The following is a 16223-nucleotide window of genomic DNA, read 5'->3' as shown; positions in this document are numbered from 1 at the left end:
CCCCGCACGGCCGTCCGCACGACCGTGCCCGGCGCCATCAGCAGCGTTCCGCACACTTGCGACAACGACGGACCCTGATCGATCATCGGAAGCCCCCGGCCGTTTGCCAACGGATACGCCCTGGCGTCATCACGCCAGGCACCAACTCGCCCGGCAGCTCACAGAACAAACAGGGGAAGGGGAACGTGTGGACCACGGGGACGACTCCCTCCTGGAAACCGGTGCCGTACACCCGGAAACCGGCGACGCCCGCCCGGAAACCGGTGCCGTGGACGAGACCACCGCCCTGGTCTACCGGCTGCGCGTGGTCCATCCGACGGACTCCGTCGAGGAGTTGGCGGCCCGTGCCGGGCTGACCGAGGAGCGGGTCGCGCGGGCGCAGGACCGGCTCGCCGAACTCTGTCTGCTGCGGGCCACACCCGGCGGCGGCTGGACCGCGATCAGCCCGGAGACCGCCGCGGAGACCCTGTTCGCGCCGACCGAGCGTGACCTGCTGCGCCGGCGCACCGCGATGGCCGCGGCCCGCGTCCAACTGCACGCGCTGACCGGCGACTACGTGGCCGCGCGCGGGATGCGCTTCGCCCAGAGCCAGGTCGAGGTCATCGACGGCATCGACAATGTCCGCTCCCTCATCGACGACCTGACCCGTACCTGTACGGAGTCGATGGACTCCATGGCGCCCGGCGGCGGCCACAGCGACAGCGCCCTGCGGGCGGCGCTCCCGCTCGATCTCGCGCTGCTCGCCCGGGGACGCGCCGTACGGACGCTGCTCCTGCACAGCGCGCGCGGCCACGCGCCGACCGCCGACTACGCGGAGAAGATCGGCGCGGCGGGGGCGCTGGTCCGCAGCACGGGCGTCCTGCCGTCACGGATGCTGATCTACGACAGGAACACGGCGGTCCTGCCCGTCGACCCGGAGGTGACGGCCGCCGGCGCCGCCGTGGTCCGCGAGCCGACGCTGGTGCGTTTTCTGGCCCGTATCTACGACCATCACTGGGACGGCGCCGTCGAGTTCGCGGCCCCCCAGGAGGACTCCGGGCCCGAACTCGGCGCGCTGGAGCGGGAGGTGCTGCGGCTGATGGCCGCGGGCAAGAAGAACGAGGTCATCGCCCACACCCTGGGCATGTCCCCGCGGTCGGTCAGCCGGGTCGTCGCGGGACTGCTGGCCCGCCTGGACGCGGAGAGCCGTTTCCAGGCGGGCGTCCGCGCGGCGACGAACGGGTGGCTGGACCAGTGACCCGCCCCGCCACCACGGTCAGGTCAGGCACTCACCGGGGAGCTTCTTGACCTCCGAGCCCTTGATGTACTTCTTGTCCGCGACCTTGAGGTAACCGTTGGTCGCCACGCTCGCCCTGAAGCGGTCGCCGACGTAGGCGTATCCGACGACATTGGCGAGGCCGCCCGGGTCACGGCGGTACACCGTCTTCACGGTGACCTCGTACTGACACCGGGCCTCGGCGAAGGGCGAGACGGAGGCCAGGGCGGAAGCGGCGGGCGGTGCCGCCTGGACGGCCGAGGCACCGCCGAGCAGAGTCACGGCGGCCAGCGCCACGGAGACAGCGGGACGGGACATGCGCATGGGTACTCCCGTGAGTGAATCGTGAAGGGATCAGGAACCAGGACAGGTACGGCCGCCGTTGCCCAAACCGTACGCACGCTCACAGACCTGGTCCTTGGCGCAGAGTCGACAGTGCTTGTCGATCCGTCCACGACACGACACCGCCCCCGGCCGGTTGTCCGGTCGGGGGCGGGAGAAAGGGAGACCGCAGGGGGTCAGATCAGGCCCAGGCCCTGCACCGCTTCGCGCTCCTCGGCGAGTTCCTTGACCGAGGCGTCGATACGGGTACGCGAGAACTCGTTGATGTCCAGACCCTGGACGATCTTGTACGTGCCGTTCTCGGTGGTCACCGGGAAGGACGAGATGAGGCCCTCGGGCACGCCGTAGGAGCCGTCCGACGGGATGCCCATCGACGTCCAGTCGCCGTCGGCGGTGCCGTTGACCCAGGTGTGGACGTGGTCGATGGCCGCGTTGGCCGCGGAGGCCGCCGAGGACGCGCCCCGGGCCTCGATGATCGCGGCACCGCGCTTGGCGACCGTCGGAATGAACTCCTCGGCCAGCCACTTCTCGTCGTTCACGACCTCGGCGGCGTTCTTGCCGGCGACGCTCGCGTGGAAGATGTCCGGGTACTGAGTCGCGGAGTGGTTGCCCCAGATCGTCAGGCGCTTGATCTCGGAGACCGGTACGCCGGTCTTCTTCGCGAGCTGCGTCAGCGCCCGGTTGTGGTCGAGGCGGGTCATCGCCGTGAACCGCTCGGCCGGTACGTCCGGCGCCGCGGCCTGCGCGATGAGCGCGTTCGTGTTGGCCGGGTTGCCGACGACGAGGACCTTGATGTCGTCCGCCGCGTGGTCGTTGATGGCCTTGCCCTGGGGCTTGAAGATGCCGCCGTTGGCCTCCAGGAGGTCACCGCGCTCCATGCCCTTGGTACGGGGGCGGGCGCCGACCAGGAGGGCGACGTTCGCACCGTCGAACGCGACGTTCGGGTCGTCGGTGATGTCGATGCCCTGGAGCAACGGGAAGGCGGAGTCGTCCAGTTCCATCGCCGTGCCCGCGGCGGCCTTGAGCGCCGGGGTGATCTCCAGGAGGCGCAGTTTGACCGGCACGTCCGCGCCGAGCAGCTGGCCGGAGGCGATGCGGAAGAGCAGTGCGTAACCGATCTGGCCGGCCGCGCCGGTGACGGTGACGTTCACGGGAGTGCGGGTCATGGCGTTCTCCGTAGGACAGCGGGTTCGACGATCGATCTCTTGGCGTCAAGAGAGATCCGTCGGCCAGGCTATCGCGCCCCCGCCGCACCGGACGGGCTGACCCCTGTGGGCCACCCCACAACCATCCCCCGGTCACCCGTGCGTGGGCCGTCCGCCCCCGGGAGCGGCGGCCGTCTGTCCGGGAGAGGAAATGACGGACGGCCGCCTGTGGGGGTGGTGACCACTCCCGTGGGGGGTACGGATCGTGTGCCCCGTACCCCGCCGGGCATGCCACCCTCGCCGGAAGAAATCGCTCCGCGCCAGAAAATCGCTACTCCGTACAGCTCGCCGTCCGGTTACTCCGTGCAGCCCGTCACGCCCGACTGGAGCGTGGCGCACGCCTTCGCGTCGGCCGCCGCCGACACCGCCACCATCGGCGTGTACGCGTCCGTGTCCTGCGTGGCGCCCACGGCACTCTCCTGCTCGGCGGCCCCGGGTGCCGTGATGCGTATCGCGTCGCCGCCCGCCGCCTGGGTGATCCGCGCCCACGCGGCGCCGCATGTCTTGCTGTAGCGGACCTCCACCAGGCTGGTGCCGACCCGGACGCTGCTGGTCGTCTTCACGAACTCGCCGCCGCAGCCCATGCTTTCGGGGTCCTGTCCGGTGCAGTCCTTGCCGCTGCACTCGACGCCCGCGGGCAGCGCCGTCTTGCTGGGCGTCGGTGACGCGGACGGCGAGGGGTCGGTGTCCGCCTTGGCGTCATCGCCCCCGCCGGTGAGGAACACGGCCGCGCCGATGACGACGGCGGCGCCGACCGCACCGGCCAGGAACATGCCGATACGGCGCTTCTGCCGCTGCCGGTCCGGCGCGGCGCCGGTGGCGGGGCGGGCGTCCTGGGGTTCGCGGGGGCGCGGCGGCGCGACGGAGCCGTTGCCGTACGGGGCTCCGGGACCGCCTTCGTACCGCACGCTCTGGAAGGTGACCCCGTCACCCTGAGCGGCCTGGGCACCCTGACCGCCCTGGGCACCGGGACCGCCACCGTGCCCCGGACCGCCGTTGACCCCCGGTGCACCTGGTCCGTCTGCTCCATACGGCCTACCGCCACCCGGAGCAGCCGCCCCCTTACGGGCCCCTCTGCCCGCACCGGCACCCGCACCGGGACCCGCACCCGCACCCGACTCCCCCAGCGCGGCCCGCGCCTGCGAGATCCGGATGGCCTCCATCGTCATGTCGTGCCGCATCTCGGACCGGCTCCACGACCGCTCCGCCAACTCCCACATCGTGGTGAGGTGCAGCGGGTTCGTACCGGTCACCTCGGCCAGGGCGACGATCGCGCCCTTGGGCGCGAGCAGCCGGCCGTTCAGATACCGCTCCCACGACGTCTTGCTGTAGCCGGTGCGGTCCGCCACCGCGGCGATGCTGAGCCCACCACGGTCGACGAGCCTGCGCAGTTGTTCGCAGAACTCCTTGATCTGTGGGTCCAGCTCGTCCGGCAGCGCCTTCCAACGAGGCATTGTGCCCCCCTATTCCCCATTCCCCCGAATGTGCCTGTTCGCCCCGCGCCCGTGCGTAGCCCTCGTCCTGGCTACCCATGGGGATGCCCCCGGCCAGGATGTCAGTTCCCCACTCGGGGGCGCACGGGAGCGTTCGGATCGCCCGCACCCCCCGTCGCGCGCCCGGCGATCCGCCCTCCGCGCGACCCAGTCTCCCATCGCCCGGGGCCCAAACGATACGGAAGCTCGCATTCACTTTCGGGTGGTCGCACCGATGTCCGCGCCCGATTACCGTGCACCGAATTCCGCGCACCGATGTCCGCGCCAGATTTCCGCGTACGGGCTACCCGGCCCAGCACACCCGCTTCCCGTCGCGCGGCACCAGGCAGATCCGGGCGCCGCGCACCTCGTCGGTCGCGGTCATCGCCGTCGCCAGATAGCCCCGGGTCGCGGCCGGTTCGTCGGCACGCAGCGCCTTGATGCGCGCCCCCGGCACGCTCAGTTCCACGCGGTCCCCGAGCCGCAGCCGTGAGGCCCGTACCCACAGGGCGTGACACACCTCACCTTGGCGCAGTTCGATACGGCGACCGTCGACGGTCCGGGTCGAGGGCGTCGTCACCATCGACGCGCCCCCGCACCCCATTTCCGCCGGGTCCTGACCCTCGCACGACCGGCCGGTGCACCCGACGGCGTACGTCGTGCCGGTGGTCCCCACTCCCGACGCCGCCGATGACGCCGACGGGGATGCCCTCCCGATGATGACCGCCGCCGCGCCCGCCGCGCCCGCGAGCAGCACGCAGGCTCCGGCCACGAGGACGGCGGTACGCCCGGCCCGCCACCAGGGCACCGGCGTCGGCACCACGGCCGACCCGTCCGCCGGTGCCGCCGTATCCGCCTCCGCAAACGTCTCCGCAGACGTCCCCGCAGACGTCTCCGCCGCCGTACGCGCCCGCCCGCTCCACTCCGCATCCGCCAACTCCCAGAGCGCGAGGAGCCGTTCGGGCCGTTCCCCGGCGACCCGGCACAGCGCGAGCACCGCGTCCCGGGGCACCGGCTTGGCACCGGCGAGATACCGCGCCCACGACGACTTGCTGTACGGGGTGCGCGCCGCGAGCCCGGCCAGACTCAGGTCCGCCGCCCGGCGCAGCGCGCACAGACCGGCGACGAGCCGGGCCGCCTCCGCGCTCACCCGCGTAACTCCCGCCAGGTGTCCGGGCCCACGATGCCGTCTTCGACCAGGCCCTTGGACCGCTGGAACGCGCGCGCGGCCGACTTGGTGCCCTCGCCGTAGAGGCCGTCGGCGCGGCCCGCGTCGAATCCGTGCTCGGTGAGCAGGCACTGGGCCTCGACCACGGCCCAGCCGGTGCTGTTGGTGTCGAGCAGCACGGCACTGTCGTCGCTGTGCCCGGCGGACAGCGCTCCCCCCTGGCGTTTCACGTGGCACGGGTACGCGTGTCCGCGCTGGTAGTTGTCGTCGGTCGTCGTGACGTGCCCCGTGGCGGCGGGCGTGTCCCGGGGCCAGGCGAGCCCGGCGGCGAGTCCCGCGCCGAACGCCACGAGCACGGCGGCGACAACCCCGGCGACCAACGGCCACCGCGCCCCCGTCCTCCCTACTCTGTCTGCCCTGCCTGCCCTGCCTGCTTTCGGCGCCGGATGGTCACCCTCCTCCAGAACGGAAGCCTCCGGGACGGGCGCCTCCGCCTCGGGTTCGGCCCCCTCCCCCGTACGCGGCGGTCGCGGCCCGTCCCCCGCCGACTCCGCCACCTCCTGGAGGACGAGCAGACGGGTCGGGTCCGTACCGCAGACCCGGGCGAGTTCGCCCACCGCGTCGCGCGGGATTGGCTTCTTGCCGTTGAGGTAGCGCTCCCAGGACGAGGAGCTGTAGGTCGTACGGGCCGCGAGGGCCGCGAGGCTGAGGCCGCTGCGGTCCTTCAACCGCCTCAGCTGTACGACGAGTTGACGTTCCCTGTGGTCAAGTGTCGCGGGCAGTTCCTTCCAGCGCGCCATGGGCCACCCCCGTGAGTTCCGGCGCGTGCGTACTTCCGTCGTACCTCCGTGGTACACCCTGTCCCCGCCGCGTCCCACACCTTTGTCCGCGCCCGGCGCGTCTCCCCAGGTCGGAAGCGGTCCCGTCCCACGCCGTCCCCGGCCCACCGTCGTCCCTGGCCGCCGGGACGCCCCGCACGGCACGGTCGGTGACGAGCCGTTCGGCACCGACCGGCCGAACGGAAACCGAAACGGGAGGACTTCACCATGATCAGCCGCAGTCTCCGCACCCGAGCCGCCCTGTCCGCCGCCGCCGTCGCAGCGGCGACCCTCGGACTGACCGGCATCACCGCCGGCACCGCCGACGCCCGGGTGGGGGCGCCCGTACTCAACACCGGTTCGTCCGGCAGCGGTGTGTGGTGCGTGCAGCGCATCATCAACCGCAACTACCCCGGCTCACTCACCGAGGACTCCAAGTACGGCAGCTACACCAAGGCGTGGGTCAAGTACTTCCAGGAGCGCCACGGTCTGACGGGAAGCAACGCCGACGGGATCGTCGGCCAGAAGACCGGCAACGCCCTGCTCAAGTCGGTCGGCGGCGACAGCTACTGCTACAAGTACCTGCCGACCACGTACTAGTCCCGGCACTGGTCCCCGTACTGGTCCCAGTACGGGGAACGGAGACGGACGGGGCCCGCACTCCTCAGGGGGGTGCGGGCCCTCGTGCGTACGGTGAACGGTGCCGGGGGACCGGCTACTTGATCGTGAAGTGCAGGGTGTCGTCCAGGAACGGGATCACCAGCCAGGGTTCCGGCTGGGCCATCAGCGCGAGCAGCACGATGGCGATGCCGAGAATCCCGTACGTGACCAGGTCCGTGAAGCGGGAACGCACCGCGAGCATGCCGACGGACGGCAGCGCCCACCGCATCACCCCGGCCATGATCAGCGCGACCCCGATCAGCATGATGCCGATCCGGAACACGTCGAGCGCGGTCAGCAGCAGACCGAGCCCGGTGGTCGACAGGACGGCGAGCATCGGCCACTGGCGGGCGGGCGCGGGGGCGTCGCCGGGTGCCGCGCGTCCGCCGCCCTCGGGCCGTGCGGTGTCCCGGGTGATCGACGGGAAACGCCGCCCCTTCCGCTTCCCGGACCGCGCCGCGACCCCGGCCACGATGCCGGACTCCGCTCCGGCTCCCGGCTCAGCCGACACCGTTCGCGTCCCGTTCCGCCGCCTCGACGACATTGACGAGGAGCTGGGCGCGGGTCATCGGGCCGACGCCGCCGGGGTTCGGCGAGAGCCAGCCGGCGATCTCGGCGACCCCGGGGTGGACATCGCCGACGATCTTCCCGTTCTCGTCGCGGGAGACGCCCACGTCGAGGACGGCGGCGCCCGGCTTCACGTCCTCCGGCTTGACCAGGTGGGGTACGCCCGCCGCCGCGACGATGATGTCCGCGCGCCGCAGATGCGCCGACAGGTCCCGCGTACCGGTGTGGCACTGGGTCACGGTGGCGTTCTCGGAGCGGCGGGTGAGCAGCAGCGGCATCGGGCGGCCGATGGTGACCCCGCGGCCGACGACGACGACCTCGGCGCCGTTGATCTCCACACCGTGCTGCCGCAGCAGCCGGATGATGCCGTACGGGGTGCAGGGCAGCGGTCCCGGCTCGTTGAGGACGAGACGGCCCAGGTTCGTCGGGTGCAGTCCGTCGGCGTCCTTGGAGGGGTCCATCAGCTCCAGGACACGGTTCTCGTCGATGCCCCGGGGAAGCGGGAGCTGCACGATGTAGCCGGTGCAGTCGGGGTCGGCGTTCAGCTCGTGGACGACCGCCTCGATCTCCTCCTGGGAGGCGGAGGCGGGCAGCTCGCGCTGGATCGAGGCGATCCCGACCTGGGCGCAGTCGCGGTGCTTGCCCGCGACGTACTTCTGGCTGCCCGGGTCTTCGCCGACGAGGACGGTGCCGAGCCCCGGGGTCACCCCCTTCTCCTTGAGGGCCGCCACGCGGGCGGCCAGATCGGACTTGATCGCTGCTGCGGTGGCCTTGCCATCGAGAATCTGGGCGGTCATGCCCCCATCTTCGCGGATGGCCGGTGCGGGGTTCCAATCCGGTCCTGTCACGGTCCGCGCGGGGGGCGCCGGGCCGGTGACGGAAGTGGTTGGCGCGATCATCGATGTTGCACTTGCACAACGCCCCACTTTGCGGCTGGACAAATACGCCCATGCTTTAGAACGATGATGGGCGCAGTACGCGGGCAGTGTTGGGGGGGCAAAACCGCTCAAACAAACCAATACCTCCGCGCGACCGCGACGTCCCCGCATGTCAACGGAGGAAACCCGCCATGAGCTTCGGCGACCCCAACAACCCCTACGGCACTCCCCCGGGCGGCCAGCAGCCCGGTCAGCAGCCCGGCTACGGCCAGCAGCAGCCGGGCTACGGCCAGCCGCCGCAGCCGCCCCAGCAGGGGTACGGCTACCCGCAGCAGGCCCCGCAGGGCGTCCCGCCGCAGCAGGGCTACGGCTATCCGCAGCAGGGCCAGCAGCAGCCCGGCCAGCCGTACGGCGCGTACCCGCAGCAGGGGCAGCAGCCGGCCGGCTACGGGTACGGCGGCGAGCCGCCCTACGCGCACTGGGGTCTGCGGTTCGCCGCCACCCTCGTCGACGGTCTGATCTTCGCGATCCCCTACGCGCTGGTCCTGATCGGCCGCGACACCCCGGTCCTGGCCCTGGTCGGTGCGCTCGCGCTGCTCGGTATCGCGATCTGGCAGCTCATCCAGGAGGGCAAGACCGGCCAGACGGTCGGCAAGAAGGCGCTGAACATCCGTCTGCTGCGCGAGAGCGACGGTCAGCCGCTCGGTGTCGGCATGGCGTTCGTCCGCCGTATCGCCCACTTCCTCGACAGCATCGCCTGCTACCTGGGCTGGCTGTGGCCGCTGTGGGACGCCAAGAAGCAGACGTTCGCGGACAAGGTGTGCTCCTCGGTGGTCGTCCGCTCCCAGTGAGCGACGGGTTCGGGACGAGTGACGGGTTCCGGATGAGCGAAGAGTTTTCCGGCCGGGGCTGATTTCCGGCCGTCGTGGGCCGACGGGCCGTGCATCCGCAAAGGTTGCGCGGCCCTTCGGTGTGCCCTCTAACCTGGTGGCGGGTGGCATCCGGGGGACGGGGGCAGGACCTTGTACAGCATCATCGTGGTTCCACCGACGACCGAGCGGGCCGAGTGCACGGGCCAACTGCGGCTGGCGCCGGGCGAGAAGCTCAGCTTCGGCCGGTCGACGGCGCACAACGATCTGTCGATCACGCACGACGGGGTGTCCCGCGCGGCCGGGGAGATCGCCGCGACCGGCACGTTCTGGACGCTGACCAATCTGAGCCGCGGCCAGACCTATGTGGTGGAGAACCCGGAGGGCGCGGGCGAGCACATCAAGGTGGGTCCTGGACGGGTCGACGCGCCGGTGCCGTTCGAGTTCGCGCGGGTCGTTCTGCCCGCCGGGCACGAACTGCTGAGCTTCGACGTGTGGGCGCCGCGCCACGACTATCTGCCGGACGGCGCGTCCGGCGAAGGGGCCGCCACCGCACCCGCCTTCCCGCTCGACCGGGCGAAGCGGTACTTCCTCGTGCTCACGGCCCTGTGCGCGCCCCGGCTGAGCGGCGACCCGCACGCGCCGCTGCCGACCACGGACGAGGTGGCGGACCGGCTGCGCGCCCGCTGGCCCGCCGCGAACCGTACGTCGGTGCAGTGGAACATCGACTACCTCGCGGTGAAGCTGCGGCTGAAGCCGGGCCCCGACGAGACCCCGGCGGGCGGCCCGCGTCTCAACGGCAAGAAGGAGACCCTGGTCTCGCTCGCCCTCCGCTTCGATCTCGTACGCGAAGAGGATCTGGAACTCCTTGGCACCGGAAACGGTCCCCGATGACCTCACGGCCGGGCGCTCCGCACACGGTCACGGTCCCCGGCGGCTACCGCGTCGGCCCCTGGGAGGTGCGGGAGCCGCTCGCGTCGGGAGCCTTCGGCAGCGTGTACGCGGCCCGGCACACGGCGCCCGCGAGTCAGCGCCCGCCCGACGTCCCGGCCGAAGTCGCCCTGAAGTTCCTGCCCACCGGCACCCGCACCCCCCGCCAACTGCGCCATCTCCAGGAGTTGGCCGAGCGCGAGGTCGAGGTGCTGCGCCGGCTGCGGCGGCCCCGGCTGATCCGGATGTACGACGCCCTGACGGTGGACGATCCGTCGCGGGCCGGACTCGACGGCGCCACCGTCCTCGTACTCGAACGGGCCGAGGGCTCACTCGGCGAGTTGCTCGACCAGGCGCGCGACCGGACACGGGGGCGGTCCGCCGCGCGGGCGGTGGCGCTGCCCGGCGGGCCCTCGCTGCTCGCGCAGGTCTGCGAGGGGCTCGCGCATCTGCATCACGCGGGCTGGGTGCACGGCGACCTGAAACCCGCCAACGTGCTGCTGATGGCGGACGGTTCGGTCCGGCTCGCGGACTTCAACCTGGCCGCCGAACTGGAGGGCACGCACGCCTACGCCCCGGCCTTCGCGACCTCCGACTACACCCCGCCGGAACTCCTCTGGTCCGAGATCGGCGAGCGCGGTTTCCAGACCCGGCCGACCGCCGACATCTGGGCGTTCGGCGTCCTGGTCCATCTGGTGCTGACCGGCACCCTGCCCCTGCCGGGTGCCACACCGTCCGCCCGCCGGGACGCGGCCCTGCGGTACGCGCGCGGCGACGACGAGCTGCGTCTGTCGCCCGAACTCCCCGCCGCCTGGCGGCAGATCGTCACCGACTGCCTCGCGCCCGGCCACGAGGAGCGGTCCCCGCACACCGCGCGGGCACTGCTGCGCCGAGTGGAGACGGCCGCCGGCGCCGCCCGCTCACCTCGACTGCCGCGGCTCCGGAAGCGGCGCGGTCCCCATCCGGCGGTGCTCGGCGCGGCGGCCCTGGCGGCTGTGTCCCTGCTGGGGACGGGCGCCCTGTTCACGCTGCAGGGGGATCCGCCAGGGTACGAACGGTGTGTGCCCGGTCATGTCTGCCTCTTCAGTGGCTCGGACGGGCGCGGTGAAATGTGCGCCTGGTACGACGACGACCGGGACTTGCTGAGCGGCATCATCGTCTGCGACTTCGCGAAACGGGCCTCGCCCAAGTCTGCCTTCAACAACGGCTACGCCGACGACCCGCTGCACCAGGTCGTGATGTACGAAGGCGCCCACTTCGGGAACCCGTCCCGCTGTCTGCGCTCCGACGAGCGGGCCAACTACGGCGACAGCAAACCAATCCTCTCCCTGAAGTGGACCCAGCGCTGCTATCCCGCGCCCGACCCCCCTATGACTTCCGAGGTACCGCCCCCGGCACCGCTCCCGCAGAGTTGATCTGTCGCCACACGGACACGACGGACACGACAGACACGGGGGAACGAACCGATGAGGTACTACACGGGGGTCATGGGGGCCACGGGGGCGGTCGCGCTGCTGCTGGGCGCGGCCATCGGCCCGGCGCAGGCGGATGTGCAGGCGCAGGCGGGCGTTCAGGCGAAGCCGAAGTTCCAGATGCCGTTCGCGTGCGGCACCAACTGGCAGCTCAACACCTACGGTGGCAGGCACAACCCGGCGCTGGACATCGTGGTGAAGGGCAACACGGGGTCCGACGGCAAGAAGCTCAAGGCATCGGCCAAGGGCACCGTCGCGAAGGCGTTCTCGGACCGGGGCGCCGGAAACGTCGTCATCATCAAGCACAGCGGCGGCTGGTACACGGCGTACTACCACCTGAAGGACAAGGCCGGGGTGTACGTCAAGGCCGGCACCAAGGTGAAGCCGTCCACGACGATCGGCCGGATCGGCAAGACGGGTGCCAACAGCGGGGGTTGGGCGCATCTGCACTACGAGCAGCGGTACCGGGCGTCCGGCATCCCCACCGAGTCCCACCGCAAGGCGGTCGACTTCAACGGCAAGCGCTACACCGGCGTCAACCGCCAGTGGTCGAGCGTGAAGAGCGCCAACTGTCCCTGAGGGGGATATTCCGGACCGTGTGGGCGAGGGCCCGCCGACTGCGACGGCGGCGGACACGGCCGGAAGAGGCGCACCCGGCGCCGTACGCCCCGGCGCCGGGCGAACTGCCCCGGCCGCTCTACCCGGGCGGCCACCACGAGAGTTGATCCACCAACGGGAGGACAGTCATGACCAGCAAGCGGAAGAACGGGATCCGGATGGCGCTGGCGGGGGCCACCGTCGCAGGACTCACAATGATCGCGCTGCCGAGCCCGGCACAGGCGGCGACGGGGTACGTGCGGTGCAACAAGGGCGACATCTGCTTCTTCAGCGGGTACGACGGCGGCGGGAAGATGTGCGCCTGGACCGGCAACGACACGGACTGGCAGAAGGGCGCCGAGAAGTGCTCCTGGTCGAAGAGCACCAAGGTCAAGTCGGTCTACAACCGCGGCTATTCGGGCGGCAAGGACACCGTCGTCTACTACAAGAAGGCGGGGCAGAAGAAGCAGGACCGGGGCGGTTGCACCACGCCAGGCAAGAAGGGCAACTTCCAGGCCGCGAAGTACCTGCGGTCGCACAAGTGGGTCACCAGCTGCTGACCACCGCCCGCTGACAGCCTGTGGGGCCGACGGTACGTACCGTCGGCCCCACAGGCGTCACTCAACGGCATCAGTGGAAGAAGTGCCGCGTCCCCGTGAAGTACATCGTGACGCCCGCCTTCTTCGCGGCCTCCACGACCAGTTCGTCACGGACCGAACCGCCCGGCTGGACCACGGCCTTGACGCCCGCGGCGGTCAGGATCTCCAGGCCGTCCGGGAACGGGAAGAACGCGTCCGACGCGGCGAACGCGCCGTGCGCCCGCTCCGCACCCGCCCGCTCGACGGCGAGCTTCGCGGAGTCCACACGGTTGACCTGGCCCATGCCGACGCCGACCGACGCGCCCTCCTTGGCGAGCAGGATCGCGTTCGACTTCACGGCCCGGCACGCGCGCCACGCGAACGCCAGCTCCTCCAACTCGCCCGGGGACAGCGGGTCCCCGGTGGCCAGCGTCCAGGACGCCGGGTTGTCGCCGTCGGCCTGGAGCCGGTCGGTGACCTGGAGCAGCCGCCCGCCGTCGATCTGCTTGACCTCGACGTCCCCGGCCGGGCCCCGGTGGGCACGCAGGATGCGGATGTTCTTCTTGCGGGTGAGGACGTCAAGCGCGCCGTCCTCGTACTCCGGCGCCACGATGACCTCGGTGAAGACCTCGGCGACCTGCTTCGCCATCTCCTCCGTCACCGGCCGGTTGACGGCGATGACCCCGCCGAACGCGGACAGCGGGTCACACGCGTGCGCCTTGCGGTGCGCCTCGGCGACATTAGCGCCGATCGCGATCCCGCACGGATTGGCGTGCTTGATGATCGCGACGCAGGGCTCGTCGTGGTCGTACGCGGCCCGGCGCGCGGCGTCGGTGTCCGTGTAGTTGTTGTACGACATCTCCTTGCCGTGCAACTGCTCGGCGTCGGCGAGTCCCCCGCTGCCGTCGACGTACAGGGCGGCACCCTGGTGCGGGTTCTCGCCGTACCGCAGGGTCGAGCGGCGCTCGAAGGTGGAGCCGATGAAGTCGGGGAACGGCGAGGCGTCCACGGGCGCGTACAGGCCGGAGAACCAGGAGGCCACCGCGATGTCGTAGGCGGCGGTGTGCTGGAACGCCTCGGCGGCCAGGCGCTTGCGGGTGGCGAGGTCGAAGCCGCCGGAGGCGACCGCGGTGAGCACGTCGGCGTACCGCTCCGGGCTGGTGACGACCGCGACGGAGGGGTGGTTCTTGGCGGCGGCGCGGACCATCGAGGGGCCGCCGATGTCGATCTGCTCCACGCACTCGTCGGGGCTGGCGCCCGAGGCGACGGTCTCCTTGAACGGATACAGGTTGACGATCACCAACTGGAACGGCTCCACACCCAGCTCGGCGAGCTGCGCGCGGTGGCTGTCGAGGCGCAGGTCGGCGAGGATTCCGGCGTGCACGCGCGGGTGCAGCGTCTTGACCCGGCCGTCCAGGCACTCGGGAAAGCCGGTGACGTCCTCGACCTTGGTGACCGGCACCCCGGTCGCGGCGATCTTCGCGGCGGTGGAACCGGTCGAGACCAGTTCGACGCCCGCCTCGTGCAGCCCGCGCGCGAGGTCTTCCAGACCGGTCTTGTCGTAGACGCTGACGAGTGCCCGGCGGATGGGCAGCTGCGCACGGTCGTTCGTGCCTTCGGCGGTCACGGCGGTCACGGGATAACTACCTTTCGTCCCTCGATCGAGAAGCCGTCGCGGGCCAGACGCCCCACGACATCGACGAGCAGCGTTCGCTCGACTTCCTTGATGCGCTCGTGCAGAGCGGCACCCTCATCCGCGTAGTCCTCGTCCCTGACCTCGACCACGCCCTGGGCGATGATCGGGCCGGTGTCGACGCCGTCGTCGACGAAGTGGACGGTGCATCCGGTGACCTTGGCGCCGTACGCGAGCGCGTCCCGCACACCGTGGGCCCCGGGGAAACTCGGCAGCAGCGCGGGGTGCGTGTTGATGAACCGGCCCCCGAACCGGGCGAGGAATTCCTTCCCCACGATCTTCATGAACCCGGCCGAGACGACGAGATCCGGCTCGTACGCGGCCGTCGCCTCCGCCAGCGCGCGGTCCCATGCCTCGCGCGTGGGGTGGTCCTTCACCCGGCACACGAAGGTCGGAAGCCCGGCGCGCTCGGCCCGTTCCAGACCGGCGATACCGGCGCGGTCGGCGCCGACGGCGACGATCTCTGCCCCGTACGCCTCCGCTCCGAGCGCCGCGACGGCGTCGAGCAGAGCCTGAAGATTCGTACCTGATCCGGAGACCAGCACGACGAGGCGCTTCGCGGCCACGGTGAAGGCCCTTTCTCACGGGAGCGTTCTGAGCACGGCCGCCGCGTTCTGTACGTTCACCTGTACGTTCATACGAAGGCTTCGGGTCCCTGGATACGGGGAACTCTACGAAGCGGCCGACCGTCAGCAACGATACCGGCACAGCGACGGGACCCCATGGGACGGGGGCGTGGCCGGAAGGTAGCGTCAGGGGAGGATCCCCTCACCGGAACGGAGGATCCGTCCACAGGAACACCACAGGGACCCGGCACGTTGACCTGGGGACGACCGGATCCAGCGCCGGATCCACCGCCCGAGTACGCCACATCCACCAAGGGGAAGACGCACACCTGATGCCGGACCTGAGCCTCCGACTCCTCCCGCTCCACCCGCGGTCTCCCCGACTGTTCCGGGACCGCCGCCCGACGCCGCCCCGCGAGGACCAGGACCGCTCGGACAACCCCTTCGCACCGCCGCCGGAGGGCGCCCCCGACCAGCCGTGGCAGCCCCGCCACCGCCCGGAGAACGGCGGGGACGGCGGCAATGGCGGAGACAGCGGTGGCGACAGCGGCGACGGCAAGGACAAGCAGCACGGACCGTCCCCCTGGGGCGGCCAGTGGAGCGACCAGCAGCCCGGCCGTTCCCCCGGCGGCTTCGGCGAGCGCCCCGGCCAGCAGGGCGGCGGCGGCCCGGAGGGCCCGCGACCCGGCATGCGCTGGGACCCGACGGACCCGGCCCAGCGCCGCGCCCGCTATGCCCTGCTCACCGGCATGTGGGCCTTCTTCTTCGTCCTCTTCAACTGGCCGTACGTGGCCCTGCTCCTCGGCGCCCTCGCGGTCTACTGGGGCACGAGCGCGCTGCGCGCCAAGCCGCGTACGCCGGACCCGGACACCCCCGCCGCACAGCAGCAGCCACAGACTGCCGGCAGACCGCAGACCACCGCTGCGATCGGCGGCCTGGTCACCGGCTCCCTCGCCCTGGCCATGGTCGCCGCCACCTTCACGGCCCAACTGGTGTACCGCGACTACTACACCTGCGTGAACGACTCACTGACGACAACATCAAAGCAGTCATGCAACGACCTACTCCCAAAGGAACTACGCCCGTTGCTCGGAGTGAAGGACTAGTTGCCGGTCCTGTTGTGGGCAGGCGTTCCGCACGGCGGGACGGGTGG

Annotated in this window: 17 protein-coding genes; 8 read left to right on the top strand and 9 right to left on the bottom strand. The window is 71.3% G+C overall.

The features are described from left to right. Window positions 1-187 precede the first annotated feature (187 nt). Window positions 188-1237 (top strand): LuxR C-terminal-related transcriptional regulator, encoded by a 1050-nt coding sequence (locus ACFVT5_RS01695; RefSeq protein WP_389880294.1) that lies wholly within the window; start codon window positions 188-190, stop codon window positions 1235-1237. Between the two features lie 18 nt (window positions 1238-1255). Here ACFVT5_RS01695 and ACFVT5_RS01690 read toward each other — a convergent pair whose 3' ends face one another. The 5 genes from ACFVT5_RS01690 to ACFVT5_RS01670 form a co-directional block, all read right to left on the bottom strand. Beyond that, the gene (locus tag ACFVT5_RS01690; protein ID WP_389880292.1) at window positions 1256-1579 is read right to left on the bottom strand and encodes a hypothetical protein; all 324 of its coding nucleotides are present in this window, start codon (window positions 1577-1579) and stop codon (window positions 1256-1258) included. 194 nt (window positions 1580-1773) lie between these two features. Continuing rightward, window positions 1774-2763, bottom strand: coding sequence for a malate dehydrogenase (locus ACFVT5_RS01685; protein ID WP_389880290.1), 990 nt, complete (start codon window positions 2761-2763; stop codon window positions 1774-1776). Between the two features lie 335 nt (window positions 2764-3098). Then, on the bottom strand, window positions 3099-4256 hold the full coding sequence (locus ACFVT5_RS01680) for a DUF2690 domain-containing protein (protein WP_389880288.1): 1158 nt from the start codon (window positions 4254-4256) through the stop codon (window positions 3099-3101). Window positions 4257-4578: 322 nt separating this feature from the next. Next, window positions 4579-5424 (bottom strand): helix-turn-helix domain-containing protein, encoded by an 846-nt coding sequence (locus ACFVT5_RS01675; RefSeq protein ID WP_389880287.1) that lies wholly within the window; start codon window positions 5422-5424, stop codon window positions 4579-4581. Next, the gene (locus ACFVT5_RS01670) at window positions 5421-6242 is read right to left on the bottom strand and encodes a helix-turn-helix domain-containing protein (protein WP_389880285.1); all 822 of its coding nucleotides are present in this window, start codon (window positions 6240-6242) and stop codon (window positions 5421-5423) included. Before ACFVT5_RS01670 ends, ACFVT5_RS01675 begins: the two co-directional genes overlap by 4 nt. 246 nt (window positions 6243-6488) lie before the next feature. Between ACFVT5_RS01670 and ACFVT5_RS01665 the strand changes: the two genes are divergently transcribed. Further along, window positions 6489-6860: a peptidoglycan-binding protein gene (locus tag ACFVT5_RS01665; RefSeq protein ID WP_389880282.1), complete on the top strand. Its 372-nt coding sequence runs from the start codon at window positions 6489-6491 to the stop codon at window positions 6858-6860. A gap of 115 nt (window positions 6861-6975) precedes the next feature. Here ACFVT5_RS01665 and ACFVT5_RS01660 read toward each other — a convergent pair whose 3' ends face one another. Together ACFVT5_RS01660 and ACFVT5_RS01655 are read right to left on the bottom strand one after the other, a co-directional pair. Next, window positions 6976-7464, bottom strand: coding sequence for a DUF3017 domain-containing protein (locus ACFVT5_RS01660; RefSeq protein WP_389880280.1), 489 nt, complete (start codon window positions 7462-7464; stop codon window positions 6976-6978). Continuing rightward, window positions 7421-8284, bottom strand: a complete 864-nt coding sequence (locus ACFVT5_RS01655) for a bifunctional methylenetetrahydrofolate dehydrogenase/methenyltetrahydrofolate cyclohydrolase (protein ID WP_389880277.1) — start codon at window positions 8282-8284, stop codon at window positions 7421-7423. The genes ACFVT5_RS01660 and ACFVT5_RS01655 overlap by 44 nt, the downstream gene beginning before the upstream one ends. Window positions 8285-8556: 272 nt before the next feature. On the opposite strand from ACFVT5_RS01655, the gene ACFVT5_RS01650 reads away from it, so the two are divergent. The 5 genes from ACFVT5_RS01650 (at window position 8557) to ACFVT5_RS01630 (ending at window position 12793) form a co-directional block, all read left to right on the top strand. After that, entirely contained in the window at window positions 8557-9216 is a 660-nt protein-coding gene (locus tag ACFVT5_RS01650; RefSeq protein WP_389880275.1) for an RDD family protein, read from the top strand. Window positions 9217-9387: 171 nt separating this feature from the next. After that, window positions 9388-10128, top strand: a complete 741-nt coding sequence (locus ACFVT5_RS01645; RefSeq protein ID WP_389880273.1) for an FHA domain-containing protein — start codon at window positions 9388-9390, stop codon at window positions 10126-10128. Then, the gene (locus ACFVT5_RS01640) at window positions 10125-11579 is read left to right on the top strand and encodes a protein kinase (protein ID WP_389880271.1); all 1455 of its coding nucleotides are present in this window, start codon (window positions 10125-10127) and stop codon (window positions 11577-11579) included. The genes ACFVT5_RS01645 and ACFVT5_RS01640 overlap by 4 nt, the downstream gene beginning before the upstream one ends. A 51-nt stretch (window positions 11580-11630) precedes the next feature. Beyond that, entirely contained in the window at window positions 11631-12215 is a 585-nt protein-coding gene (locus ACFVT5_RS01635) for a M23 family metallopeptidase (protein WP_389880268.1), read from the top strand. A 167-nt stretch (window positions 12216-12382) separates the two neighbouring features. Beyond that, entirely contained in the window at window positions 12383-12793 is a 411-nt protein-coding gene (locus ACFVT5_RS01630; RefSeq protein WP_389880267.1) for a peptidase inhibitor family I36 protein, read from the top strand. Between the two features lie 70 nt (window positions 12794-12863). Here ACFVT5_RS01630 and purH read toward each other — a convergent pair whose 3' ends face one another. Together purH and purN are read right to left on the bottom strand one after the other, a co-directional pair. Next, window positions 12864-14438 (bottom strand): bifunctional phosphoribosylaminoimidazolecarboxamide formyltransferase/IMP cyclohydrolase, encoded by a 1575-nt coding sequence (purH, locus tag ACFVT5_RS01625; protein WP_389880968.1) that lies wholly within the window; start codon window positions 14436-14438, stop codon window positions 12864-12866. A gap of 5 nt (window positions 14439-14443) precedes the next feature. Continuing rightward, window positions 14444-15070 (bottom strand): phosphoribosylglycinamide formyltransferase, encoded by a 627-nt coding sequence (purN, locus tag ACFVT5_RS01620; RefSeq protein ID WP_389880265.1) that lies wholly within the window; start codon window positions 15068-15070, stop codon window positions 14444-14446. Between the two features lie 332 nt (window positions 15071-15402). On the opposite strand from purN, the gene ACFVT5_RS01615 reads away from it, so the two are divergent. Beyond that, the gene (locus tag ACFVT5_RS01615; protein WP_389880263.1) at window positions 15403-16176 is read left to right on the top strand and encodes a hypothetical protein; all 774 of its coding nucleotides are present in this window, start codon (window positions 15403-15405) and stop codon (window positions 16174-16176) included. The last annotated feature ends 47 nt before the right edge of the window (window positions 16177-16223 follow it).

Source organism: Streptomyces sp. NPDC058001, from assembly GCF_042886315.1.
Lineage (GTDB): Bacteria > Actinomycetota > Actinomycetes > Streptomycetales > Streptomycetaceae > Streptomyces.
This window is presented reverse-complemented; position numbering and strand designations above follow the sequence as displayed.

Excerpts from the sequence above, each read along its gene's own strand:
- ACFVT5_RS01690 (WP_389880292.1), bottom strand. The coding sequence starts at position 1,579 with ATGCGCATGTCCCGTCCCGCTGTCTCCGTGGCGCTGGCCGCCGTGACT.
- ACFVT5_RS01685 (WP_389880290.1), bottom strand. The coding sequence starts at position 2,763 with ATGACCCGCACTCCCGTGAACGTCACCGTCACCGGCGCGGCCGGCCAG.
- ACFVT5_RS01680 (WP_389880288.1), bottom strand. The coding sequence starts at position 4,256 with ATGCCTCGTTGGAAGGCGCTGCCGGACGAGCTGGACCCACAGATCAAG.
- ACFVT5_RS01670 (WP_389880285.1), bottom strand. The coding sequence starts at position 6,242 with ATGGCGCGCTGGAAGGAACTGCCCGCGACACTTGACCACAGGGAACGT.
- ACFVT5_RS01665 (WP_389880282.1), top strand. The coding sequence starts at position 6,489 with ATGATCAGCCGCAGTCTCCGCACCCGAGCCGCCCTGTCCGCCGCCGCC.
- ACFVT5_RS01660 (WP_389880280.1), bottom strand. The coding sequence starts at position 7,464 with ATGTCGTCGAGGCGGCGGAACGGGACGCGAACGGTGTCGGCTGAGCCG.
- ACFVT5_RS01655 (WP_389880277.1), bottom strand. The coding sequence starts at position 8,284 with ATGACCGCCCAGATTCTCGATGGCAAGGCCACCGCAGCAGCGATCAAG.
- ACFVT5_RS01650 (WP_389880275.1), top strand. The coding sequence starts at position 8,557 with ATGAGCTTCGGCGACCCCAACAACCCCTACGGCACTCCCCCGGGCGGC.
- ACFVT5_RS01640 (WP_389880271.1), top strand. The coding sequence starts at position 10,125 with ATGACCTCACGGCCGGGCGCTCCGCACACGGTCACGGTCCCCGGCGGC.
- ACFVT5_RS01635 (WP_389880268.1), top strand. The coding sequence starts at position 11,631 with ATGAGGTACTACACGGGGGTCATGGGGGCCACGGGGGCGGTCGCGCTG.
- ACFVT5_RS01630 (WP_389880267.1), top strand. The coding sequence starts at position 12,383 with ATGACCAGCAAGCGGAAGAACGGGATCCGGATGGCGCTGGCGGGGGCC.
- ACFVT5_RS01615 (WP_389880263.1), top strand. The coding sequence starts at position 15,403 with ATGCCGGACCTGAGCCTCCGACTCCTCCCGCTCCACCCGCGGTCTCCC.